Annotated in this window: 19 protein-coding genes; 14 read left to right on the top strand and 5 right to left on the bottom strand. The window is 56.7% G+C overall.

Going from position 1 to position 25,356, the window contains the following annotated elements; genetic code table 11:
* Positions 1-155: 155 nt before the first annotated feature.
* Positions 156-845 (bottom strand): glycosyltransferase, encoded by a 690-nt coding sequence (locus tag AC0YNU_RS23610; protein WP_475761138.1) that lies wholly within the window; start codon positions 843-845, stop codon positions 156-158.
* A 250-nt stretch (positions 846-1,095) separates the two neighbouring features.
* Here AC0YNU_RS23610 and AC0YNU_RS23615 point away from each other — a divergent pair, with 250 nt between their 5' ends.
* From AC0YNU_RS23615 to AC0YNU_RS23650, 8 genes are all read left to right on the top strand, one after another.
* Positions 1,096-2,721, top strand: a complete 1,626-nt coding sequence (locus AC0YNU_RS23615; RefSeq protein ID WP_475761139.1) for a response regulator transcription factor — start codon at positions 1,096-1,098, stop codon at positions 2,719-2,721.
* 1 nt (position 2,722) lies between these two features.
* Positions 2,723-4,501 (top strand): cache domain-containing sensor histidine kinase, encoded by a 1,779-nt coding sequence (locus AC0YNU_RS23620; protein WP_475761140.1) that lies wholly within the window; start codon positions 2,723-2,725, stop codon positions 4,499-4,501.
* 28 nt (positions 4,502-4,529) lie between these two features.
* Positions 4,530-5,516 (top strand): substrate-binding domain-containing protein, encoded by a 987-nt coding sequence (locus tag AC0YNU_RS23625; RefSeq protein WP_475761141.1) that lies wholly within the window; start codon positions 4,530-4,532, stop codon positions 5,514-5,516.
* A 66-nt stretch (positions 5,517-5,582) separates the two neighbouring features.
* Positions 5,583-6,860, top strand: a complete 1,278-nt coding sequence (locus AC0YNU_RS23630; protein WP_475761142.1) for an extracellular solute-binding protein — start codon at positions 5,583-5,585, stop codon at positions 6,858-6,860.
* 771 nt (positions 6,861-7,631) lie between these two features.
* Complete coding sequence (locus AC0YNU_RS23635; RefSeq protein WP_475761143.1) at positions 7,632-9,029, top strand: ABC transporter substrate-binding protein; 1,398 nt, start codon at positions 7,632-7,634, stop codon at positions 9,027-9,029.
* A 95-nt stretch (positions 9,030-9,124) separates the two neighbouring features.
* Positions 9,125-10,027, top strand: coding sequence for a carbohydrate ABC transporter permease (locus AC0YNU_RS23640; RefSeq protein ID WP_475761144.1), 903 nt, complete (start codon positions 9,125-9,127; stop codon positions 10,025-10,027).
* A gap of 14 nt (positions 10,028-10,041) precedes the next feature.
* Positions 10,042-10,887: a carbohydrate ABC transporter permease gene (locus AC0YNU_RS23645; RefSeq protein WP_475761145.1), complete on the top strand. Its 846-nt coding sequence runs from the start codon at positions 10,042-10,044 to the stop codon at positions 10,885-10,887.
* A gap of 72 nt (positions 10,888-10,959) precedes the next feature.
* Positions 10,960-11,310: a hypothetical protein gene (locus AC0YNU_RS23650; protein ID WP_475761146.1), complete on the top strand. Its 351-nt coding sequence runs from the start codon at positions 10,960-10,962 to the stop codon at positions 11,308-11,310.
* Between the two features lie 879 nt (positions 11,311-12,189).
* Here AC0YNU_RS23650 and AC0YNU_RS23655 read toward each other — a convergent pair.
* The 3 genes from AC0YNU_RS23655 to AC0YNU_RS23665 form a co-directional block, all read right to left on the bottom strand.
* A complete protein-coding gene (locus AC0YNU_RS23655; RefSeq protein WP_475761147.1) occupies positions 12,190-13,821 on the bottom strand; it encodes an ABC transporter substrate-binding protein in 1,632 nt (543 codons plus the stop codon).
* A 103-nt stretch (positions 13,822-13,924) separates the two neighbouring features.
* Positions 13,925-14,806: a carbohydrate ABC transporter permease gene (locus AC0YNU_RS23660; protein WP_475761148.1), complete on the bottom strand. Its 882-nt coding sequence runs from the start codon at positions 14,804-14,806 to the stop codon at positions 13,925-13,927.
* 14 nt (positions 14,807-14,820) lie between these two features.
* A complete protein-coding gene (locus AC0YNU_RS23665; protein ID WP_475761149.1) occupies positions 14,821-15,765 on the bottom strand; it encodes an ABC transporter permease in 945 nt (314 codons plus the stop codon).
* Positions 15,766-16,054: 289 nt separating this feature from the next.
* Here AC0YNU_RS23665 and AC0YNU_RS23670 point away from each other — a divergent pair, with 289 nt between their 5' ends.
* The 6 genes from AC0YNU_RS23670 to AC0YNU_RS23695 all read left to right on the top strand — a co-directional run bounded on the left by AC0YNU_RS23670 (position 16,055) and on the right by AC0YNU_RS23695 (position 22,396).
* On the top strand, positions 16,055-18,346 hold the full coding sequence (locus tag AC0YNU_RS23670; RefSeq protein ID WP_475761150.1) for a helix-turn-helix domain-containing protein: 2,292 nt from the start codon (positions 16,055-16,057) through the stop codon (positions 18,344-18,346).
* A 160-nt stretch (positions 18,347-18,506) separates the two neighbouring features.
* Entirely contained in the window at positions 18,507-18,950 is a 444-nt protein-coding gene (locus AC0YNU_RS23675) for a HEAT repeat domain-containing protein (RefSeq protein WP_475761165.1), read from the top strand.
* Positions 18,951-18,957: 7 nt separating this feature from the next.
* Complete coding sequence (locus tag AC0YNU_RS23680; RefSeq protein ID WP_475761151.1) at positions 18,958-19,167, top strand: DUF3934 domain-containing protein; 210 nt, start codon at positions 18,958-18,960, stop codon at positions 19,165-19,167.
* A 187-nt stretch (positions 19,168-19,354) separates the two neighbouring features.
* On the top strand, positions 19,355-20,128 hold the full coding sequence (locus AC0YNU_RS23685; protein ID WP_475761152.1) for an NUDIX hydrolase: 774 nt from the start codon (positions 19,355-19,357) through the stop codon (positions 20,126-20,128).
* Between the two features lie 255 nt (positions 20,129-20,383).
* Positions 20,384-20,941, top strand: a complete 558-nt coding sequence (locus AC0YNU_RS23690; RefSeq protein WP_475761153.1) for a cysteine hydrolase family protein — start codon at positions 20,384-20,386, stop codon at positions 20,939-20,941.
* Positions 20,942-20,956: 15 nt separating this feature from the next.
* The gene (locus tag AC0YNU_RS23695; RefSeq protein WP_475761154.1) at positions 20,957-22,396 is read left to right on the top strand and encodes a nicotinate phosphoribosyltransferase; all 1,440 of its coding nucleotides are present in this window, start codon (positions 20,957-20,959) and stop codon (positions 22,394-22,396) included.
* Between the two features lie 180 nt (positions 22,397-22,576).
* Here AC0YNU_RS23695 and AC0YNU_RS23700 read toward each other — a convergent pair whose 3' ends face one another.
* Positions 22,577-25,339, bottom strand: coding sequence for a glycosyl hydrolase (locus AC0YNU_RS23700; RefSeq protein ID WP_475761155.1), 2,763 nt, complete (start codon positions 25,337-25,339; stop codon positions 22,577-22,579).
* Positions 25,340-25,356: the final 17 nt, after the last annotated feature.

Genomic DNA, 25,356 nt, shown 5'->3' on the forward strand with positions numbered 1-25,356 from the left:
TCGTGAACGCCTGCTTCAGCTTCCGTCGAGGCGCAGGACCGCTCCTCAGCGCGAATAAACGGCAAGAAGGCAGCCTACTCAGGCTGCCTTCTTGCCGCTCGCGGCTGCCGGAACCGTCGTTGCCGGTTCGGCGCTACTGCTCGATCCCCATTCCGTCAATTGACGTAACGGCGATAACGTTTCGTCTTGCGCACCATCCTGCACTGCGACATGTAGCGCCGCATGCTTTTTTTCTGCGTGTGGCCCTTCGTGCTTTTGCTGCGGACGCAGACGTAATGCTTCTTGGACAACGAATAGATCCGAATGTTTCGGCGATGGCATCGTCCGAGCCAGCCGGCATCGGTGCCGACCTGCTTGAACTCCGGAAACTTGACCCGCTTCCAGACCGATCTGCGGAAGACGAGCGTACCGCCCTTGACGCTGCGCGTATAGGTCTTCTCGCCTCCGGGACGGTATACCATCAGCGCCCGTTTCGCTTTGAAGTAGACGTAGGACGTGTGCTTGCCGACGATGCCCGCTTTGCCTCGTTTGATCGCGCGGGCGGCTTCGCGGAGAAATTTCGGACCGTAGTAGTCGTCGTCGTCGAACTTGGCGACGAGTCCTTTGTTCGCCCGTTTGATGGCGTAGTTCAAACATTTGCCGAGCTTGTATTTCTGGGAGAGCTTGAACACGCGGATCTCGTTCTTCTTATAACGTCTCGCCCGTTTCCGGTAGCGCTTGAGCTTCAGCTTGTCGTTGTTCAGGACGATGATCATTTTCTTGTCCTTCCACAGCTGCCGGTCGTAGTTCGCGAATACGTTATCGATGCACTTTCGGCGGATCGTGCAGGCGATTACGGTAATCATGGCTCGTCATCTCCGTTTGGCGTAAGATCAAGCTTTGCTTGCATGGGCATTCCTTGTAGGATATGAGCGGACGACCGCGCGAGGCACGGCGTATTCATCATTTTCGTGTCGCGGCGGACGATGCGGGGGCGGCCCCTTATTCGTTCGGAGAACGATCCATTCGCCGATTCGTCACCGCTGGAAGAAGAAAAGGCATGGACGATTGCCGTCCCGATCGGCTACTCTTAGGGGAACGGAGGGAGATGAACGGATGTACAAAGCAATTATCGTCGACGACGAGGCGGTCGTCCGCGTCGGCCTCAAAAACACGATCGATTGGGCCGGGCACGGCTTCGAGCTGACCGGCGACTACGCCAACGGGCGCGATGCCTGGGAGGCCATCGAGCAGGACAAGCCCGACTTGGTCATCTCCGATATCAGCATGCCCTTCATGGACGGCTTGGAGCTGGCCGGTCTTATCGGCGGGAGCTACCCTTATATCAAAGTCATCATCCTGACCGGTTACGACGAGTTCGAATACGCGCAGCAAGCGCTTCGCCTCAAGGTGTCGGACTTCATATTGAAACCGATTACCGCGCGGGAAATCCGGCAGCTGCTGGATAAAGTGCGGGCCGAGATGGACGAGGAGCGCCAGCGCCGCGAGGACCTGAGCCGGCTGCAGAGCCAGCTGAAGCAGAGCCTGCCGATTCTGAAGGAGCGGTTCTTGGAGCGCCTTGTTGCCGTAGGGCTTGGCAGCGCGGAGATCGGAGACCGCTTCGCGTACTTCAATCTGCCGCCGCTGGCATCCGGCTCCGTAGCCATCGTCGCCGACATCGACGATTTCGGCGACCGCGAGCTGCTCTCGTACGAGCATGACGCGGAATTTCTGCGGTTCGCCGCTTTCGATATTTTCGAGGAAATCGCCGAGCGGGTTAGCGCGCTCGTCTTCCGTACCCGCGAAGAGCGCATGGTCGCGATTCTGACCGGCGCCGGAGACGAGAACGATCTGTACGACACCGCCTTCCGCTATGCGGAGGAAGTGCGCCACCATATCGAGAAGTTCCTCAGCTTCACCGTCACGATCGGCGTTGGCCGGATCGTATCGTCCCCGGAAATGCTGCCTGCTTCTTACAAAGGCGCGCTGTCGGCGCTGGACTATCGGTTTCTGCATGGCAAGAACCGGGTGCTCAGCATTCTCGACCTGGAGGGTCAGCCGGAAGCCGCGCCGCTGCCAAGCCTGTCGTGGGACCGCAAGCTCGTCTCCACGGTCAAGACGGGCTCCATCCGCGAGGCGCAGGATCTCATCGCGCACGGCATCGCGGCGCTCAAGCAGTCGCGCGTTCCGATCGAGACCTGCTTTCTGCAGATGCAGAAGGTTGTGCTGTCGCTCATGAACGCGATTCAAGAGGTCGTGCCGCATGATCGCGAAGCGTCGATCGACAGCCAAATGATGCTGATGGAAGTGTACCGCTTCAAGACGCTCGGCGAGATCGAAGACTGGCTCAAGCAAGTCGTAAGCGCCGTCATGACGGAGATCGCCGACAATCGGAACCATTTTACGAATACGCAGATCCACCGGGCCATCGAATATATCGAGACCAACTTCGCCAACGATACGATGTCGCTGCAGGACTTGTGCCGCCATGTGCATATGAGCACGAGCTATTTCAGTCTCGTATTCAAGCAGCATACCGGCGAGACGTTCGTCGAGTACTTAACGGGCGTCCGCATCGCCAAGGCGAAGGAGCTGCTGCAGTCGACGAGTCTGAAGTTCTACGAAATCGCCGGGCAGGTCGGTTATGCCGATCCGAACTATTTCAGCATCCTCTTCAAGAAACGCGCCGGCATGACGCCGAAAGACTATCGCGACAGACTCGCAAAGGAGAGCGGAACCTGACATGCCGAGAGAACGTCCGCTTCGACTGCCGCTGTTTCCGCTTAAGAGCATCCGGCTGAGCATTTCGTTCGCCTTCTCCTGCGTCATCCTGGCGGCGATCGTGTCGATCAGCCTCATCAGCTACGGGCTGTCCGTCGGAGCGGTCGAGAAGAACTCGCAGGGCTACATCGAGGAAATCATCAAGCAGGTCAACACGAATATCCAGTCTTACGTCGATAACATGGAGAATATCTCCCTGCTCGCCATGACGAGCAAGGATGTCAAATATTATATCTCGGACAACAGCTTCATCAGCGCGGAGGAGCGCCGGCCTTACGAGAAGCGAATCTCCGACCTGTTCCAGGCCATCCTCTATACCCGCCAGGACATCGCGAATATCATGGTGTTCGGTTACAACGGCCGCTTCGTATCGGATCGGCGCATCACCGACCTGAATCCGAACGCGAAGCTGACGGAGCAGGCTTGGTATAAGGATGCGAAAGCCGCAGGCGGCAGATCGGTCATCTCCGCGCCGCATGTCCAGAATATTATCCAGAACGAGTACCGCTGGGTCGTATCGTTAAGCCGGGAGCTTAAGAGCACGGACGGCATTACGGCCGAGGGCGTGTTTCTCGTCGATTTGAACCTGAGCGTCATTAACAATCTGGCAAGCGATATTAATCTCGGCAGGCGCGGCTACGTCTTCATCGTCGATCGGCAGGGGAACATCGTCTATCATCCGCAGCAGCAGCTGATCAACAGCAACCTGCGGACGGAGCTGATTCCGGAGGTGACCGCAGCGAAGAGCGGCACGTCCTTTATCGCCGACGACAATGACGGGAAGCGGATCTATTCGATCCAGGACACGAACTTCGGATGGAAAATCGTCGGCGTCGCGTATACGGACGATCTCATCGCGAGCAAAGGCGCGCTGCGCAATTCCATATTGCTATACGCGCTATGCGGGCTTGCGATATCGCTGCTGATCTCGTTCTGGCTATCGCATCGCTTGTCCCGGCCGATCCGGGATTTGCAGGCGGACATGAAGCTCGTCGAGCGCGGCAACTTCGACATCCAGACCGAAATCCGGCAGATGAACGAAATCGGCCAGCTCGGCCGCAGCTTCAACATGATGGTCGGCCGCATCAAGACGCTGATGGACGAAATCATCCTCAACCAGGAAAGCAAGCGAAAGAGCGAGCTGCAGCTGCTGCAGGCGCAGATTAATCCGCATTTTCTGTACAATACGCTCGACTCCATCGTGTGGATGGCCGAGCAGAAGCAGCATGAGGAGGTCGTCCTCATGACGTCCGCGCTGGCGAAGCTGTTCCGGGCAAGCATCACGAAGGACCAGGAGATCGTTCCGATCCGCGTGGAGGAGGAGCATATCACGAATTACCTGCTCATTCAGAAGATGCGCTACGAAAGTCAGCTGGATTACGACATCGACATCGCGGAAGACATCTTGCGTCACAAGACGCTCAAGCTGCTGCTTCAGCCGTTCGTGGAGAACGCCATCTACCACGGCATTCGGGGAAGCGCGGACAAAGGGCTGATTACGATCCGCGGCATGCGGCAAGGCGACAACATCGTCTTCGAGGTCGAAGACAACGGGCAAGGCATGGCGCCGGAGCAGGTGCAGCGCTTGCTGCTCCCTGACGACGAGGACAGCCGCAAAGGAATCGGCATCCGCAACGTCAACGAACGGATCAAGCTTTATTTCGGACATGACTACGGCGTTCACATTCGCAGCGAGCTCGAAGTCGGCACTTGCGTGACGATCACGATACCGATCCTTTAACCCACTTTACGCAAAGGAAGAACGCCTCATGCGCAAGCAACGCCTTACGATTCTGATCGTTATCGTACTCGTGACGGCTGCCGTTTACGCGGTCTTTTTCTCCAAGCTGTTAATCGGACCTGACCGAGGCGACAAGACGATTACCATTATTTTGAAGTCGCTGAACGTCCGTTCCGACTATTGGCAGACGATGATTTCTGGCGCCCAGACGGCGGCGAAGGAGCTCGGCATCGAGCTCGATCTGCAGGGACCGCTGCAGGAAGCGGATACGGACGGCCAGGTTCGGGCGCTGAAGGACGCGATCGCGCGAAAGCCGGATGCGATCGCGATCGCGCCGGCGGACGATCCGCGGATACCCGCGCTGCTTGAGGATGCGCGCAAAGCCGGCATATCGCTCGTCGTCATGGATACGCCGGTGACGCTCGCGGATCCGCCTGTCTATGTCGCGAACGATCATCAGCTGGCAGGCCGGCTTGCCGGGGATGCTGCCGCACGAACGGTGTTGGACAGCCCGGCCGTTGCGGTATTCAGCGATTCGCCGGAATCGTCGATCTCGCTCAAACGGCTGGATGGCATCCAAGTGGCGATGAAAGAGCATGGCGGCCGCGTGACCGGTACGTATTACAATGGGGATTCCGAGCAATTGGCGTACGAATTCGCCGTTACGCTGCTGCGCTCGGATCCGCAGTTCAATGCCTTCATTACGTTGAACGAGAGCGCCACGCTCGGCGTCGCCAAGGCGCTTCAGGAAGTGAAGGGAGCGAGTCGATACAAGCTGATCGGCTTCGACAGCTCGATCTATGAAATCCAACTGCTCGAAGAGGGGGCCGTGAGCGCCCTTCTCGTGCAGAAGCCGTTTAACGTCGGATACTTGGGCGTCAAGACGGCCATGGGCATGATCGATGGCCGCAGAATGGACAAGAAGACGCTGATCGGCTCGACCGTCGTGACCCGGGACAATATGAACGATCCCGAAATCCAGCGTCTGATGTTCCCGTTTCCCGTCATTCAATAGTGCTCGGCGGCTCGGCGGTTCCCTAAATACGATTGAACGATTCGCCCGAAAGGAAGTGTCCACGCCATGCTCCAAGCCTGCACTAAACTGCCCATTCTCGCTGCCGCGGCACTGATCGCGCTTCCCGTGCTGCTCACCTCCTGCAGCGGTGAAGAAGGCGGACAAGCTCCGCCTCCTCCGGAGAAGCGGTCGCTCATTCGTTTCGTGGCGTCCGAATACAGCACGGAGACGAAGCCGATTCTCGAGAAGCTGGTCAAGGAGTTCGAGCTGAAGAACCCGCTCATCGATATCGAGCTGCAGGTTGCGAACTGGGATATTTTAGACGGTATCTATACGACCATGATCAGCCAAAACCAGCCGCCGGACCTGCTCAATACGAACGTCTACGCTCATTTTGCGGCAGACGGGCTGCTGAACGACTTCAACGATATTCTGTCGCCCGAGCTGCGGGACAAGCTGTATCCGAATTTAATGAGCATGGATCAGATCGAGGGCCATCAGTATGCGATTCCGTACGTCGCCACGATTCGGAATTTGTATTACAACCGGGATCTGTTTGACAAAGCAGGCATTCAGAAGACGCCAAGCACCTGGTCGGAGCTCAAGGCCGATGCGGTCAAGATCAAGAAGAGCAGCGGCGAATACGGCTTCGGCGTCGATCTGACGGACAACGAGACGCAGGCGTACTTATCCTATTTCTTCTTCGGAGCGGGCGGCGGCTGGATCAAGGACGGAAAGTGGACGATCAATTCGCCCGAGAACGTGGAGGGCTTGACCTACATGAAGACGCTCTTCGACGCGGGACTGACCGACCCGGAGCCGACGGTCACGACGCGGGACGAGAAGCAGCGCATTCTCGGCGACGGCAAGCTCGGCATGATGATATCCGGCAACTATTTCACCTCCGTCGTACCGAAGGAGTTTCCGAATCTAAAATGGGGCGTCGGCGAGATTCCCGTCAAGGACGGCAGTGCGCCGATCTCGTTCGGCGTCCACGACGTGCTGGTCTCCTTCAAGACCGACCATACGGACAAGGTGGCGCTGTCGAAGTTTTTGGATTTCTTGTACGACAATCCGTCTTATCTGGAGATGATCCAGCGCGAGGGTTTCCTCCCGGCCAATTCCCAGGTCGGCGCCGAGCTGGCGGCCGAGGACGACGGGATGAAGGCCAATCTGCTTGCCCTCACGCGGGCCAAGTTCTATCCCGTGCAGGAGCCGGCTTGGCAGGCCGTCATGGACTACGCGCGCAAGCTGGGCGATGCGGTCCTGTACGACAGATTGACGCCCCAGGCGGCGCTCGACGAGCTGCAGCATTTCGCGGAGTCGCGCGGCAAGCAGCAATAAGACAATCGAAGACGGGCAAAATAGTTTTATTGTTTAACGATTCATAGACCGGTTCGCATTCAGCGGATCGGTCTTTTTGCATGCGCGGCTTCTGCATTCAGCAGCATCGCACTCTCCGCTTCGAGGTCTGGGAATTGTGCAGAAATGCAGCAATTAAGGTCGTCCACGGCTAGTTAGTGACGAGGAATGTGCTGAAATGCTTCAATTAGCTCCGTTCGCGGTCAGCTGGCGTGTTAATTGTGCGAAAATGCAGCAATGCGAGCTGTTTGCTGCTAGTTGGGGGGGAATTTGTGCGAAAATGCAGAAATTCAGGCCCTCGACGGTCAGCAGGCACGAAAATTGTGCAGAAATGCAGCAATTCGAGCCCTCCTGCGATTAGCGGGCACGAAAATTGTGCAGAAATGCAGCAATTCGAGCCCTCCCGCGGTTAGCGGGCACGGAAATTGTGCTGATATGCAGAAATTCGAGCCCTCCGCGGTCAGCAATCACAGAAATTGTGCAAATATGCAGCAATTCCAGCCGTCCGCGGCCAGCAGGCACTATCGGTGTCCGGCTCTTACTTTCACCCCCCGCCAGCAGTCGCCTCCCGAGGCGAAGAAAAACCCTGACTTTTTTACAAGAAGAAAATACTAAAGAATTCGTGGAAGATATTCGATTCAGCGAAACCCCCGTGCCCTCTATGATGAATACAAGCGCTGCAGCAGTCTTGCACAAGCGAATCGCTGGATTCGGGATTGGCGCCAACACACACATACTGGGAGGGTACGCTTTATGATGAACAAGAAAAAGTACGCTGCGATGAGCGCGGCCGTATTGCTCGCTTCGATGTCGCTCGCGGGTTGCGGTTCCAACAACGATAACGCAGGGAATAATGCGTCCACGAACAACGCGTCCACGAACAACGGTTCCACGAACGCGACGAACGACGGCGGCACGAATGCCGGCACGAACGCGGGTACGACGGACACGCCGAAACTGACCGGCGATTTCGAAATCCAATACTTCGTCGGCGGATACGGAGACAAATGGTGGACGAAGGTCATTGCGGATTTCCAAGCGGCGAACCCCGACCTCCATGTGAAGGCGCTGGGCGGCCCGAAAATCAACGAACAAAACAAACCGCGCTGGATCGGCGGCAACCCGCCCGATTTCGTCTACATCGACGGACCGGAGCTGAACGACCGTCAAATGGTCGAAGACGGCCAGCTCGAAGATCTGACCGACTGGATCAAAGACGCCAAGAACGTCGACGGCGACAAAATCCTCGACATGCTGGCGCAACAGCCGCAGCAGTTCGACGGCAAGATCTACAACATTCCGCTCGTGCTGAACTCGTGGGGGATCTTCTGGAATAAAGCGCTCTTCAAGGAAAAAGGTTGGGCCGAGCCGCAAGACTTCGGACAATTCCTCGAAGTCAGCGACAAGATCAAAGCTGCCGGCATCACGCCATTCATCCATACCGGTAAATACCCGTACTACATCAACGGCGCGTTCCTGTACCCGGGCATCGTGTCCGCGAACAACGGCGATTATACCGTCCTGCAAGACATGGCGGCGAACAAAGTGGAAGCGTTCGAGAGCGAAGCGGTCAAGACGGCGCTCGGCAAGATCGTAACGCTGCGCGACAAGGGCTTCATCGACAAAGCGTCGATCCAAATCAACCACACCGATTCGCAAATGCTGTTCCTGCAAAACAAAGACGCGTTCATTCCGAACGGCCTGTGGCTGCCGAACGAGATGTCCAAGGATATCCCGCAAGGCTTCGACTTCGGCTTCATTCCTTCGATCACGCAGGACGCGGGTCAGAAGATCGTAGCGAACACGTCTACGGCAACCGTCGCGATCGCGAAGAACGCCAAGAACAAAGACGCGGCTCACGCGTTCCTGCAATTCGTCTTCTCCAAAGCGCAAGCGTCCCAATGGGCAGAGCTGAGCGGCGCGCCTTCCAACATCAAAGGCGACATCAGCGCTTCGAACGCGCCTAGCTTCGTGAAGGACGCGGCGAAATACCTGACGGATCCGAACACGATCGTCATTCCGACGATTACGTTCAATGCGGATGTCGACAAAGCGATGCAAGACGCGACCGATGCGCTCACGATCGGCAAGATCGATCCGGCCGGCTGGGTCAAACGCGTAACCGACGTCGTCAAGAAAGTAGCCAAATAAGCAAGCTTTACTTGCACGCTTAGATACAGAAGCGCGATGGATGGCCGGGTCAGCCCGGTCGTCCTTCGCGAATTTACCGGAAGGGCGGTCGCGTCATGGAAGCAGGCAGCGCCAAGTGGCAGAGAAATCTTTTCATCGCTTCATTCATCATCCCGACGTTCGCGTTTTTCTGCATCTTCACGATCTATCCGGTCGCGAAAGGCCTCTATTATTCGATGTTCGACTGGTCCGGCATGTCGCAAACGAAAGAATTCATCGGCCTCGGAAATTTCAAGGACATGTTCAAGGATCCCATCGTCTGGCGGGCAATCGGCAACGATTACTTCCTCGTCGTAGGCAAAATCATCGGCATTATGGTCATCGCCACGTTCTTCGCGGTAGCCCTGACCCGGTTTAACTTCAAGATGGCCGGCTTCTTCCGGTCGATCTTCTTCATTCCGAATGTCATTTCCGTCGTCGTCATCGGCGTCTTGTGGAACTTCATATACAATCCGCAGATCGGGTTTCTGAACGCGTTCCTGTCCCTGTTCACCGACGAGAAGGTGACCATCACCTGGCTCGGCTTCACGAATCACACGATTTGGATGCTGCTCCCGCCGGCCATCTGGGCAGGTATCGGCTTCTACATGATTCTGCTGATCGCGGCCATCCAGAACATCCCCGCCTCGTACTACGAAGCGGCCGATCTGGAAGGGGCGACACAGTGGAGGCAGTTCCGGAGCATCACCGTCCCGCTGATCTGGGAGCAGATGAAGGTGTCGATCCTCAATATCATGATGACGACGCTGAACGGCTCGTTCGTGATTGTATGGATCATGACGGAGGGCGGACCGGACAACAGCACGCAGGTCATGGGCTCGTATTTGTACCAAATGGCATTCCGCCAATATCATTTCGGCTTCGGAGCCGCAATCGGCGTACTGATTCTGATGCTCTCGCTTATTACGACCGTCGTGCTCCAGCGGCTGCTTCGTCATGAGACCGTCGAGCTCAGCTAAGGGGGAACTTCAGCATGAATAACGGCATTCGCAGCCCGATCGTCAAAATCGTCTTTTACGCCATTCTTATCCTGTGGGGCCTGTCCGTGCTTTACCCGCTCTTGTGGACGCTGCTGGACGCGCTCAAGAACAACGACCAGTTTTTCCGCCATGCGCCGTGGTCGCTTCCGGATTTCCCGCTGCTCTGGTCCAACTTCTCGTATGTGTGGAACAAATACAATTTCGACTCGTATTTCATGAATTCGATCATCATTACGACGGGCTCGACATTGCTCGGCCTGCTGCTTGCGGCGACGACCGCGTACGTGCTGGCGCGTTACAAATTCATGGGCAGCGGCGCGCTCTACCTGCTCTACATCGCGTCGATGATGGTCCCGTTCATCCTGGCGCTCATCCCATTGTTCTTCCTGATGAACTCGTTCCACCTCATTAATACCAAAATCGGCCTGATTCTCGTGTATACGTCCAGCGTGCTGGCATTCGGCATCTTCGTGCTCGTCGGCTTCTTCAAATCGCTGCCGAAGGAGCTGGAGGAAGCATCGATCATGGACGGCGCCTCGTACTTCGGCACGTTCTTCCGCGTCATGCTGCCGCTCTCCCAGCCGGGCCTGATCACGGTGGCGATCGTCAACGTGCTGAATATCTGGAACGAATACATCGTCGGCACGATTCTCGTCAACGATCCGAAGCAGTACACGCTGCCCGTCGAGATCGGCGTCATGCAGGCGGAGATGCAGTACCGCACGGAATGGGGCCCGCTGTTCGCCGCGCTCTTCTTCACGATCGTGCCCGTGCTGCTCGTCTATATTATTTTCCAACGCAAAATCGCCAGCGGCATTACGGCAGGCGCGGTCAAATAACGCGCACTTGCGGCAAGCGGCGCTTCCCCCTACAATGGACGGTAGCGAGAACATAAAGGAGCTTTGCCGCACATGCACAACGATATTACGATTCATCTCTACGAAGACTGGCTGAATACGGTGAAGGAGATCTTCGCGGGCTCGGGTCATCCGCTGCCGTCGGATCTGACGCCGGATCAAGTCGCGCTCGCTTACTTCCTGCAGACGGCGCCGTCCAAGGAGGAAGCCTTGCGTCAGCGCGAGGCGAACGAAGAGCGGCTGAACGATATTCAGCAGAAGCTGCTGGATAACTTCGAAGCCGTCATTCTCCCGGATTTGCGCAGCCGTACCGGTTATGCGGGCGAGACCTTCGCTTTCAAATGGGTCTATAATCAAGGCGAGCATATCGTCGAGGAGCGTTCCTCGTACAGGATACCGCTGTAGGCGTCAGTCGTTCGCGCGAACGACTGACATCACGAGAGAACGACGAAAAGGCACCGCAGGATCTTCCCTGCGGTGCCTCTTCGTCATTATTTGTGTTATGCCGCTTTCTTCGGGAGCTAGCTGGCTAGTGGGCGGTCTGTCGGAGCATAGGGTTTGTTCCGGACAGGCATGGTTCCAACTGCGGCTTGCCTTTGCGAATAAATGCAAATCTGCATTTATTTTGTTCCCTATCGAACGTATTCGCGAAATAAATGCAAATCTGCATCTATTTCTTCTGGAATTGCCCCAATTGGGGCAATTTCACCTGAATAACTGCATAATCGCATTTATTTTCCCTGAAACGTCTTCACTGGTTTGAAATAACTGCATAATTGCAGTTATTTCAGACCGTAGGCACGAATTGGGTGAGCAACTCACAATTAGCGGTCAGCAGCTCAGCCAAGCGGCGCAATTGCCAGTTGACTGCGAGGCAATCGCAGTCAACCGGCCTACCGCGAATAGGCTATGCCGCACTGCCGCGATCAGCAGCTAGCGACGCCACTGCCGCGATATTGCCAGTTGACTGCGAGGCAATCGCAGTCAACCGGCCTACCGCGAATAGGCTATGCCGCACTGCCGCGATCAGCAGCTAGCGCAGCCGTACTGCCGCAATTAGCAGCTAGCGCAGCCGCACTGCCGCAATCAGCAGCTAGCGCAGCCGCACTGCCGCAATCAGCAGCTAGCGCAGCCGCACTGCCGCAATCAGCAGCTAGCGCAGCCGCACTGCCGCAATCAGCAGCTAGCGCAGCCGGCACCCGCAATCAGCCCAATGTCTCTCCGCTGCAACGACAATAGTACCAGCCCCGGTGCGCGGCTTCGCCTAGGTCATCTGCGCATACGTTACTTCGACGTTTTCCAGGCGTCGATCTGCTTCTGGATCTCGGCGATGATTTTGTCCGCGCCGGCCGTTTTCATTTTGGCGACGAAGGTGTTGTATTTCTCCTCGGAGGATACGCCGAGCTGGATGGCGCGCGAGTATTCATCGTACACGGCCGTCGCTTTGGCGATTTCGCCCTTGACCGGCTCCGCATCGAACGTGAAGCCGAGCAGCTTGGAAGGAAGCGCCTCTTCGTTGACCTTCTTCGTTTGCTCCCAGACGTCGGCGGGCATGCCCTTCTCGACGTTCGCCAGGAAGTTGCTCGCGAACATCCAAGGCACGGACGGATTGTAGCCCTGCTGGTTGCTGCCGGGCACCATGAAGCCGTCGGCGTCGATGTCGAAGTGGGTGCCTTTGATGCCGAAGTTAAGCAGGTTGAACAGATCTTTGTCCGTGTTCAACAGCTCCAGCAGCATCATCGCGCGCTCCGGATTTTTGGAGTTGCGGTTGATGGCCATCATCGTTGCCGTAATGCCCCCTGTCGTCAAATGGGCAGTGCCGGCAGGTGCTTCCACGTACGGCTCTCCGCCGAGCGCGGCTGCCAGGTTAGCGCCGCCCGGCTTGAAAGCGCCGCCGATGCTGAGGACCCATTTGCCGGCTTTGGCATCGACCCAGTCATCCGTTTTCTTGGAGATGCGCTCCTTGGAATTCATGTAGCCCTTCGCGTTCCAATCCCGCAGCGTCGCGGCGAACGTTCTGAATTCCTCGGAATCGAACTGGTTCACGACGGTAAGCGTGTCGTCGTTGAAGCGGACGACGCCTGGCACGTTGATGCCGACGATCGCTTCCATGTTGAAGAAGTCCGGATCGATGCCGATGCTTGGATATCTCTCCGGATGGTCGGCCTTGACGGCTTGGATGAAAGGCTCCAGCAGATTTAACGTATTGTACGTGATTTTGCCGCCGACGGAATTGATGTCGAACTTGTATTCATCCGCAAGTTTCTGCGTGACGTCGATTGCCGGCGTGCGCGCCGAAATTTGCTGATTGACGAAGCCGTAGATTTGGCCTTTGATTCGCGTGGCATCCCAGAAGGAAGCCGGCATGGAAGCATAGGACTGCGGCGCGTATTTGTTCAGCAGGTCGTCAAGCGGGAGGAAGGCGCCTTTCGCGACGTTTTGCGTATAGTTGTTGATCCAGCCGGCCGTGAACGCGAGATCGTAAGGCTCGCCAGAAGCGATGACGACCTGCATCTTCTGATCGTAGTCGCCGAAGGGGAGCGCCTTGAAGTCGACGGTGGCGTTGATTTTCTCTTTGATGACTTTGTTGACCTCGGCGAATACTTTGTCCTGATCGGGCTGCGGCCAGTTTCCCGGGAAATACCAGGTCAGCTTCACCTCGGGCAGATCGGCGGCTGCGGTACCTCCATTGTTCGCAGCCGCATCGTTCGTGCCTGCGTCGTTCGTGGTTGCAGCGTCATTGCCGCCCGCGTTCGTCCCCGTGTTGGCCGGCTTGTCGTTGGTCGAATTGCCGGCCGTGTCCTTGTTCCCTGCGTTGTTGTTCGAATTGCCGCAAGCCGCGGCAAACAGACTGAATACGAGAAGCAGGATGATACCCGTTAACCCCAGCTTGGTCATGCGGAAAGCTCTTGCCATCCATGAAACCTCCCTTGTCATTTGCGTTTCTTTATCCTGAAATGGGGCGGAAGCCGCCATGTTCAAGCACGTTCGGTCACACCCGGTGTCCCGTGCGCCGGCATCAGCCTTTGATCGCGCCTACGGTAAGACCGCGGACGAAATACTTCTGGAAGAACGGAAACACGGCCAGCATCGGTCCCGCAGCCAGAATCGCCATCGCCATGCGCGCCGATTCCGACGGAAGGGTCATGTTCTTCATGCCCGGCGGCATCATGTTCGTGGAACTGGTCAAGAAGGAGATGTTGTTCATCATGCGGTAGAGCATGTATTGCAGAGGAACGAGATGCTCCTCTTCAATATAGAGCAGGCTGAGCCACCAGTCGTTCCAATACTGCAGCATGGTGAACAAGGCGATCGTAGCCAAGCCGGGCTTGGCGAGCGGCAGGATGATCTGATAGAAAATCCGAAACTCGTTGGCCCCGTCGATCATGCACGACTCGATGATGTCATGGGGAATCTTCTGCATGAACGAGCGCAGCAGCAGGATAAACCACGGCACGGCGAGGTAAGGGAGAATAAGCACCCACAGCGTGTTTTTCAAATGCAGGTAATTGCTGATCAGAATGTAGGAGGGCACGAGTCCGCCGTTGAACAGCATCGTGAAGAAGACGAAGAAGCTGAGTCCGTTCCGGAAGCGATAGTCATGACGAGACAGTGCATAGGAGATTCCCGCCATGAACAGCACGGACAGCAAAGTGCCGATGACGCTGACCAGGATAGAAATTTTGAACGCGTTCAGCAGCTGAACCGGACGGTAGAGCACGTAGGCATACGCTTTGAAATCGAAAATATGCGGGATGAGGCGATAACCGTTCTTGATGATGTCCACCTCGCTGCTGAACGAGATCGACAGGACGGATACGAGCGGAATGACGCAGGATAGACCGAACAGGATGAAGACCAAATGAATGATGAGCTGCGGGGCTCTTTTCTTCAGCGGCATGGGATCGCCTCCTTCTAGAACAATTTATTGTCGTCGTCGATCTTCCGAACGACGTAATTGCTAAGCAGTACGACGATGAAGCCCATGACGGACTGGAACAGGCCGACGGCAGAGGACATGCCGATGTCGCCGGACACCTTCAGCATGCGGTACACGTACGTATCGATAACCTGCGTGACCGGGAACAGCTGTCCGACCTCTCTTGGCACGAAGAAGAACAGGCCGAAGTCGGAATAGAAGATTTTGCCGACCGACAGCAGCGTCATGATCGTGATGAGCGGCATGATCAGCGGGATGGTCACATGGCGGATGGCCTGAAGCTTGGATGCGCCGTCCATTTGCGCGGCCTCGAAATATTCGTGCGGGATGCCGATGATGCCCGCGTAGAATATAATGCTGACATACCCCAGTCCCTTCCAAATATTAATGAAGGTAAGCATGATCGGCCATATCCACGTCTCGCTGTAGAAGTCGAACGATTCCATGCCGAGCTGGCTGATCCAGGAGGTTAAGATCCCGTAAGGGCCGATGAAGGAGTACGCCATGTAGGCGACGATGATCCACGAGAAGAAGTACGGGAAGAAGAAGACGGTCTGGTACGTCTTGAGCCATCTGCGGCTCACGATCTCGTTCAACAGAATCGCGAACACGACGGACAGGAAGGTGCCGACGGCAATGAAGACGATATTGTAGGACAGCGTATTGCGGATGACCATCCACGCATCGCTCGAGGTAAAGAAGAACTTGAAGTTGGTGAACCCGACCCACGGGCTGCGCAGGATGCCGTCGGTATAATTGACGTTCTTGAACGCGATGAAGACGCCGCCCATGGGCACGTAGGCAAAGACAAGAATGAGAAGAATGGCCGGCAGGGCGAGCAGCGTGAGCTGCAGGTTCTTCTTGGCATGCCGCGACGGCGCGAAGAAGGGGCGCTTAACGGATTTTTCTGTTTTGTACACGGTCCGAACTCCTTTGCTTATAAGCGGATGGGGCTGCGTTCCAAGCCAAACGTAGTTTACAGCAATCCGCTACATATTTTGTAAGCGCTCTCTGTTATGATTCGATCATAGGAGAAACGGGGTTCGCTGACAATTTCTCATCTTGCGAATTCGTCCGAAGATTGGCGATCGGGCAGTTCTCAAACCGTCCATAAGTTCTCAATTGAGGCTTTTTTCCTGATTTTACCTGTTCGCATTGAAGCGCTTTCGCGTTCTATGATAGTCTTGGGAATAGAGGAGTGTGGCGAAGATGTTGCGTACATTCGTGCTGAAAAACCCGTTTCAGCTCTTCCTTACGATCCTGCTTCCTTTCCTCGTCAGCACCGTGCTGCTGCTGTTCCTTCAATCCTCGCTGCTCAGCCGCAACTTCGAACGGTTCGCCCTGAAGCAAGTGTACGGCCAGCAGCTGGCGAACCTCCAGAACACGAGCAATAACGTAAACGCGCTCGAACAGACGGCGAAGTCTGTCTCGACGACGGCCTTCTTCGACGATGTCGTCAAGGACTTGCTCTATTCCGACGTCGACGCGGAGGATTACAGCAAGTATCAGACCAAGCTTCAATCCTACAAGAACATCTACCCTTTCCTCCAATCGATCTACGTCTATAACGGCGATAGCATGTATACCGTACCGAGAACGCAGTTCGTTCAGGACCGGGAACATTTCGACGACCCGGGCATTTTCGCGATTTTGGACAATATGGAGACGTACAAGTCCCACAGCATCGTGCTCCGCAAAATCCCGAATATCATGGCGGGCATATCGACGGACGCGAAGAAAGACATTTACGTCTATTCGTATTTGTTCTTCGACTCCCAGCTGACGAGCGGCAAAGTGAACGAAGCCATCATCTTGAACATATCGGAGGAGTGGCTGAACCAGAGCATCCAAGCGCAGAACCCGGCAGGGGATGACAGCCGCATCTTCGTGATCGATAACCGGGGCAGTCTCTTGTCTCCCGATGCCGAACATCCGCTGCTCACTGATTTGCACGGCGAGGCGTATATCCAGCAGATCAACGCGGCCAAGGACCGGGCAGGCAGCCTCCGCATGAACGTAGACGGCGTGGACGCCTTCGTTACCTATGTGAGCACGGATGCCTTCGATTGGAAATTGGTCAGCGTGACGCCGTATGCGCACATCATCAAGGACATCGAGCATATGCGGCAGAAAACGTACCTGTTCGTGGCGTGCTTCATTATTGGCAGCATGCTGCTGTCGTTTTATTTCTCCCGAAGGCTGTATGTCCCCATGTCCGTCGTCATTCATAATTACAAGCAGCTGGAATCCGAGAAGCGCAACGAATTGTACAACCGGAAGCAGGAGTTTCTGCGCAAGCTTGTTCATGCCAAAGGACTGCTTCCGCCGGACTTCGTTACGAAGCAATTCCAGCGTTATGAGATCGGGCTTAACCCTGCCGAACACAGCTTGATCGTGCTGGCGAAGATCGACCGTTTCTCGGATTTCTGCACGGCCTATAACCGTGCCGATCGCGATTTGTTGAAATTCGGCATCGTCAATATCGTGAACGAGCTGCTGCGACCGAGCTATGCGCATGAGTGCATCGACATGGATGAGGATTTGATCGTCATTCTGCTTCATGTGCCGTCGCTTGAAGCACCATCGGAGAATGAAGAGCTCGTCGGTCTCATGAAGCAGCTCCAAGCCCATACGCAGCAATTCCTTCGCCTCTCCGTATCGATCACGTTCAGTGAGCCGTTCGAGACGCTGCGCGCGCTGGATTTCCATTACTTGAAGACGGCGGATCTGTCCGATTACCGTCTGATGTACGGCCATAATTGCATGATCTTCAGCGATCTGACCGAAGTGCGCACGGAAGACGTCCAGCTGCTGCCGGAACAGGAGAAGGCATTGACGGAGGCGCTCGTGCAAGGACGGTTTCAGGAAGGGAAGCAGCTGCTCGGCGAGATGGCTCAAGGCGCATCCCGATATGGTTATACGGCCATTCACTCGATGTTCATCCGGCAGCTGCTGCTCATCCGTCATGCGGTCGAAGTGCTGGAGAGCAACCATGCGATGAAGGTGGATTTTCAATTCAATGCCTACCTGGTGAAGCTGCAGAAGCTGGAGACGATTGAAGATGTCCTGGCGGATTACGGCGCGCTGCTCGACAGCTTGGCCTCTGAGCTGGAAGCGAGAAAAGACAACCGATACACGAAGCTGCTGGAATGCGTCGCGCGGATCGTGGAGCGGGAGCTGGCCAATCCCGGCTTGTCGCTGGATGCGATCGCGGAGGAAGTCAATCTGTCTCCGCCCTATTTGGGCAAACTATTCAAGAAGCATCGGTTGATTTCGGTCGCGGATTATATCAATGGCGAGCGGCTGCAATATGCCAGCCGGCTGGTTGCCTCGTCGGACGATTCGATCGCGGACATCATGGAGAAATCGGGCTTCTCCAGCCGAAGCCATTTCTTTACGCAGTTCAAGCGAGCCTACGGCGTGACGCCGAGCCAGTATCGCACCAACGCGAAGCTGGAAGCGGGCGGCGGTCCGCGGTTATCGGATGCTTATCAGCAGTAGGATGCCGGGGGCGGCATTGACTTTAGGTTTAATAAAGGGTAGCGTGGTACTAGCTGGCAATTGATAAGCAGACAGCAGACGCCGAACGCTGCGCTGTCCGGACAGCCGATCTATAACCTAAGGGAGATTGATGAAAGTGGAACATACAGAGGAACAGGCCATGCAACAGGCCGAGGAACAAGCGGAAACATCGCCGAGCATGGAGGAATTGAAGCGGGCCGCGAGCCGGACTTCGAATTGGAGAGAGCGGCTGAAAGCCGTGGAAGCCTTGCGGGAGCTGGGAGGACAACCGGCCGTCGATTTGCTGACTCGCATCGTGAGTAACGATACCGTTCATCAAGTTCAGTTGGCCGCGCACGAAGCCTTGACGGAGCTGGGCGTGCAAGCCGAGCGTCCGGTGAAGAAGACGAACGAGCTCGTGAAGGGCACGGGCAAAATTCTGCTTCGCATCAAGAAGAGCCTGCCGGCAGGCCATTCGTACGAAGCGTTCAAAGAAAAGCTGAAAAACATGCGTACGGACGTGTACGATATTTACGAGGGCGACAAGGGAGAAGGCTTCGACGAATGGCTCGAGAGCACTTGGTCTTCTTTGTCCGGAAGGTAGGCCGAGCATGGCCAAGAGCAAGGGCGGCACGGGCCGCGGCACGGACAAGAAGGGCTGGAACCGCTGGCAGGCGAGCGCGAATCGGTTGAAGAATGCGCCGAAGCCGTATAAGAGCAAGGGCACCAAGAATGCAGACGGAGCGGCTCCGGCTGCCGCTGCAAGCAAGAGTTCAAGAGCGGGTAACGGCGCAACGGCAAAATCCCCATCTACCAAATAAGCGGATCAGAACGCGCGTATTTAAAGGCCGTCGACGTCCGGCATGCATAAATTTCCTCTTTCCGTTAACGCTGATAGGTAGAAGCGTTTGCTCGGGAAGGGGATTTTTTTACGCCGCCTATTGACTTTTATTTTGATTATGTCAAAATGACAATATAATAATCAGAAGCAAAGCAGGTGATTCGCCCATGAACGAACCGATTGACGAGGCGGCGAACTACTCCGCCAACCGGTACCGCACGCCCGACGGCGCACCGGCCGACATCGTCATTTTCACGATTACCTCGAAGGAACGCAACACCGCGAAGAAATCGCTGCCGCTTCGGCAGCTGGAGGTGCTGCTCATTCAGCGCAAGGCCTGGCCGTTTCAAGGACAATGGGCGCTTCCGGGCGGATTCTCCAAGGAAACGGAGACGCTGCTCGACAGCGCGCTGCGCGAGCTGCACGAAGAAACGGGCGTCGCCGATGTGCATATCGAATATTACGGCGCTTACAGCACGCCGGGACGAGACCCCCGGGGCTGGATGATTTCCCACGCGTTCTTCGCGCTCGTGCACGAGCATGCGCTGGCGAACCGGCGGGCGGCGGACGATGCCGCGGACGTGCGGCTGTTCCCGGTAGAGGAGGCGCTGCGGATGAACCTGGCTTTCGATCATCGGGAAATACTGGCGGATGCGCTGCATCAAATCCGCGTCAAGATGCTGACGACGACGATCGCCAAGTCGTTCCTGCCGGAGGAGTTCACGATCGGCGAGCTGTACCAGGTCATCGAAGCGGTCGTGCCGGAGTTCGAGGAACGGAATTTCATTCGCAAAATCACCTCGACGCGGAGCCGCGAAGGCATTATCGAAGAAGCGCGCGACAGCAAGGGCGAGCTGAAGCAGTCCAATCGTCATTCCCAGCGGGCGGCGCAGTTGTATCGGTTTACGGATTATGTGCCGCAGCTATCGATCTATAGCTAAGGCTATGGGCATGCCCTGCGGGCGGTACGGATCTCCACTCGCTGTTGTAACCAGACTTATTTATTAAAAGATTTAGCGGTATAAGTCCGGTTACAAAGGCGAGCGCTTAAGGTGATTGGGTTGCGTTCACTGTCGAATGACAGGGAATGCAGCATTCACCGGCTTCGTAAGCATAGACTTCACTGTTCCGACCCCGTACCGCCCTCCGGGCACATGACTATCTTATCCAAGCTACTTGTGAAGGGGGATTTTCAAATGAAAGCACTCATCGTCATCGATTACACCGTCGACTTCGTGGTCGGCAAGCTGCCCTGCGGCCAGCCGGCGATCGATATCGAGGATCGCATCGCGGCATTGACGGAGCAGTTCGCGGGACAAGGAGATTTCGTCGTGATGGCCGTCGACCTGCACAAGGAAGGGGATGTGCTGCATCCCGAGCATAAGCTGTTCCCGCCGCATAACATTGAAGGCACGAGCGGTCGGGATTTGTACGGCAAGCTGAAGGAGGTCCACGAAGCCAACCGTGATCGTATCTACTGGATGGACAAAACGCGCTACAGCGCTTTTTGCGGCACGGATCTGGAATTGCAGCTGCGCATGCGCGACATTCGGGAGCTGCATTTGGTTGGCGTTTGCACCGATATCTGCGTCCTGCACACCGCCGTCGACGCTTATAATAAAGGCTTTCGGATCATCGTGCATGCCGATGCAGTCGCAAGCTTCAATGCGATGGGACATGATTGGGCGCTGACGCATTTCGCGGGATCGCTGGGCGCTGCCGTTTATAGAGACGGACAACAGATAGCAAGCTAAGGGAGAGTGACATACATGAGCGACAACATGACCATGCATACCGATAAATATCAAATCAATATGATGTACGCGCATTGGGTTCAAGGCTCGCATAACGAGCAGGCCGTATTCGAGGTCTATTTCCGCAAGCTTCCGTTCGGCAACGGCTATGCGGTATTCGCCGGCTTGGAGCGGGTGGTCCGCTATATTCAAAGCCTCCGTTTCGGGGATGAAGAGATCGCGTTCCTCCGCGAACAGGAAGAGGGATACACGGAGGGGTTTTTGGACGCGCTGCGGGAATTCCGGTTTACGGGGCAGCTGGATGCCGTTCCGGAAGGGACGATCGTGTTCGCGAACGAGCCGCTCCTTCGCGTTACGGCGCGGATCTTCGAGGCGCAGCTCATCGAGACGGCCATCTTGAACTTCGTCAACTTTCAAACGCTGATCGCGACGAAAGCATCGCGGATCAAGCAGGTAGCCGGGGATGACGGCTTGCTGGAATTCGGAACGCGGAGAGCGCAGGAAGCCGATGCTGCCGTCTGGGGAGCGAGAGCGGCGTACCTCGCCGGATTCCATGCCACGTCGAATTTGCGCGCGGGCATGCTCTTCGGCATTCCGACCAAGGGCACGCACGCCCATGCTTGGGTGCAGGGACATGACAGCGAAGAAGAGGCGTTCCGCAAATACGCGGAGGCGCTGCCCGATCAAGTGACGCTGCTCGTCGATACGTACGATACGCTGCGAAGCGGCGTGCCGAATGCGATCCGAATCGGGAAGCTGCTGAAGAAGCAGGGCAAAAAGATGAACGGGATCCGGCTGGACAGCGGCGATTTGGCTTATCTGTCGCAGGAAGCGCGGCGCATGCTGGACGAAGCGGGATTGCATTACGTCGGCATCGTCGCGTCGAACGATTTGGATGAAGGGATTATTTTCAGCTTGAAGGGCCAGGGGGCGAAGATCGACGTTTGGGGCGTCGGCACGCAGCTCATTACTTCCGGCGACCAGCCGTCGCTTGGCGGCGTGTATAAGCTGGTGGCGCGGGAGAAGGACGGCGATCTCATCCCCGTGATCAAAATTTCGGGTAATCCCGAGAAGGTAACGACGCCGGGGCGCAAGGATATCTACCGGATCGTCAATCGCGAGACCGGGATAGCGGAAGGCGATTATTTGACGCTGACCGAGGAAGGCCCGCTCGACACGGAGGAGCCGCTGCGGTTGTTCGATCCGATCCATCATTACATCCAGAAGGTCGTGCAACGTTACGATGCCGTGCCGCTGCTGACCGCCGTGTTTCGAGACGGAGAACTGGTTTACGAGCTTCCGACCTTGGATGAAGCGCGCAGCTATCATCGCGGGCAGCTTGCGTTGTTTTGGCCGCAGGTGCTGCGCAAGACGAATCCGGCGGAATATCGCGTCAACCTCAGCGATGCGGCTTGGGAGCTGAAGATGGCCATGATCGCGGAGCATACGAAATAATGGTTCGAGCGGCGAATAGGCGATAGCATGCGAAGTGATAGCAAGCAAACGATAGCAAGCGAACTACAGCAAGCGAACCACAGGCAACCATCAACGTGGAAAATAACAAGCGGCCTCGTCCCCGAAGGGAGAAGCCGCTTGTTTGGCGTTGAAGCTTTCTTACTGCTTGGTGAGCAATGCCTACTGCCTGATTATCCGATGCGTCACGGCCGTCAGCGACGCCTGCCCGGTCAAACCGGATGCATGCGGCGTCTTGCGGCCGAACGAATCGCCGCTGAAGTAAGGGCCAAGCGTGTTCGTCACTTTGATTTGAATCCGGTTGTCCCCGTCCTGGAGCAGTCCGGCCGGAATGTCCCACGAATAAGGCGGGCATAGGCGGACGCCAAGCTTCGTGCCGTTCGCTTCCGCTTCGGCCGTTTCTCCGGCCTCCGAGAGGTCGAGCCGATAGACGCCGCCTGTCGATTCTAACCGCGCGATCGTCTCGTACGTGATGCTGCCGCTGAATTTCGCGAGCGCAGGGTGGACAATCCAGTCGCCCGCATCGATCGACGCGGCATCGGGAAGCGCTTCGTAATCCAGCAAACTGCGAATCTCGACGGCTTTCCAATCGGCGAGCGTTTGCGTGCCGGCATCCACGGGCTCGAACCAGCTGCCCGTTTCCGATTGCTTGGCGGTGAACCACAACGACCGATCGACCTGAGCAAGCGTTGAATGGTCCTCCGACCCCGCGCGGATGACCAAGAAGCACGCTTCGTAAGGCGCGAGCCGAAGAGGCAAAGTGACGCCTTCCTCCGCGGCATCGTAGGCGACGAAGGACTCGATCGCGCCTGTCATCGGCAGCCATCTCTCCGGCACGCCGGCAGCCGGGAACGTGATGGTATCCTCCAAGACGTCATAGAGACTTTCATTGTTGAGGAAGAAAATATGCGTATCGTCTTTGAAATAATGGCAGAAGGTCAAATCTCCGAACGGCTTCGTCAGGCTCACGCCGGGGGCGGTGCGTTCGGACAGTGCGCCGATCAGCGAACGCAAGCTGCATGAAGGGTAGGCTTCGCCCGCCGTTTCCTTTTTCGTGTTCGCTGCGGTTTCTGTTTGCGCTGCCGCTGCCGGTTCCGCTCCCACAGCCACCTCCGCTGCCGCACCGTCCAACACCCCGACTGCAGCTTCCGCTTTATCCGCGATAGCAGCATCGTCCGTCACCAGTAGGACGCGGCCTCCCGCCTGACGGTAAGCCTCCAGTCTAGCGGCGACGGGAGCGGGAATGAAGCGAATGTTCGGCAGCAGAATCGTGGCGAACGACTCCTGCCCGACATTCAGTTTGCCGTCCTCGATCACCGCGCGACCGGCGTCCAGCAGCAAGTCCATGGATAGAATATCAAAATCATACTGGTTTCGCGTCAATGTCATGCACACGCCGTCGAGATTATCCTTGTCGCCTGCCCAGTGCGCTTCCGCCGGATAAAGCACGGCGATTTCGGACTTGTGCGTCACGCCCTTGAGCATAAGGCAGGAGCGGTTGGCGTAATCGCCCCACTGGCGGAAGTGTGGCCACTGCGGGTTGCGGCCGCCGGCGAAGAAATGCGGCGGGCAGTCCGGGTCCGGGAATATCGGCGAGAAGGCATGCGGAACATACCAGTTCGTGCCGCGAACCGTCATCCAGTCCGTCAGCCATTTCATTTCCCGAAGTCCGAGGTCCCAGCCGTATGCCCCGAAATTCTCGCACATGACGAGATCGGTGCCGACTTCCAGATGCGCGGCGGACTGCGCCAGCTTGGTCAGCGTGTAATGGAAAAACGCCGGATAGGGCGCGTCGCGGTAAACGTTGAACTGCGGATACTGCTCCTCGTACGGAAGTTGCTTCTGCTCGGAATCCAGCTGACGGATGACGAAATCGTAACCGCCCATGTCAAAATGCTTCGTCGTCCGGAAGAAATGCCCCGGTCCGTACCCGTGATGCATATGGGCGTGATTGTCTTCGACGACGTGGCCGATGAACCGCACGCCGTGCGAATGGCACCAGTTCTGAATGCGGCCGAAGAAATTTTCGCTGAACAATCTCGTCATGACATCCATGAAATCCGTTCTGACCGTCGAGGTCGCGTGCTCGTCCCCGTCGATCCAGAGCAGTTCCGCACGCGTCATCAAGTCGTAGCCCTTTATCTCCTGGAAGCGCTCTCGTAAAATCCGCGACCACGGCATGCAAGGCGTCTCCTCGCCGAACAGATAGTCATAGGAGCCGAAGTTCTCGAAGCTCGTCTCGTCGCCGAAGAACCCTTTGATCGTCGTGCCCCAGTATTCCGGGTAACGAAGCCGCGTCTGCTCGTAAGTCAGCTCAAGGAACAAATCCGTGACTTCCGGGGTGAAATAATCGACCATCTTGTCGAACATCCGGCCGCTCCAGGACGGCTTAGTGCCGATAAAATGGAGCGTCCACGCCTGCGGATTTTGGTCCGCGCTCCAAGCGAGCCAAGCTTCCCTGCTGTCGAAGGCGGACGTGCTGCCGCCGTTCAGCGGCACCGCGCATATTTTGAGCAGTTCATCGAAATCGAGCGCGAGCGAGGACCAGTTCGTTTCAGCTTGCGGAGTTGCGGTTTCTTTCACAAGCACCTGCATGCGGTAATGGGGCATCCGTTCCAGCACGCGTCCGCCGGCGATGCCGGAAGGGTAGTATTCTTCGTCGAACAGCCAGACCTCCATGCCGCGGCGCTTCGCCTCGTCGAGGCATATGTCGAGATCGCGCCACCACCCGTCGCCCAAGTAATCGTTGTGGGGCCGCGATTCGATGACGAAGCCGCCGCTGCCGGCATCGTCCATCGCTTTGATTTCGGCGCGCAGCACCTCTTCCGTTTCGCGTTCGTCGCCGTGCAGCCACAGCAGCGGAAACAGGCTCCGCGGCGGGGCATCCGACGTGAACCGCGCCTTGAGCGTTTCGTAATGCGTCATCTTCATCCTCCTTATCA

This window comes from Paenibacillus sp. J31P316 (genome assembly GCF_056269105.1).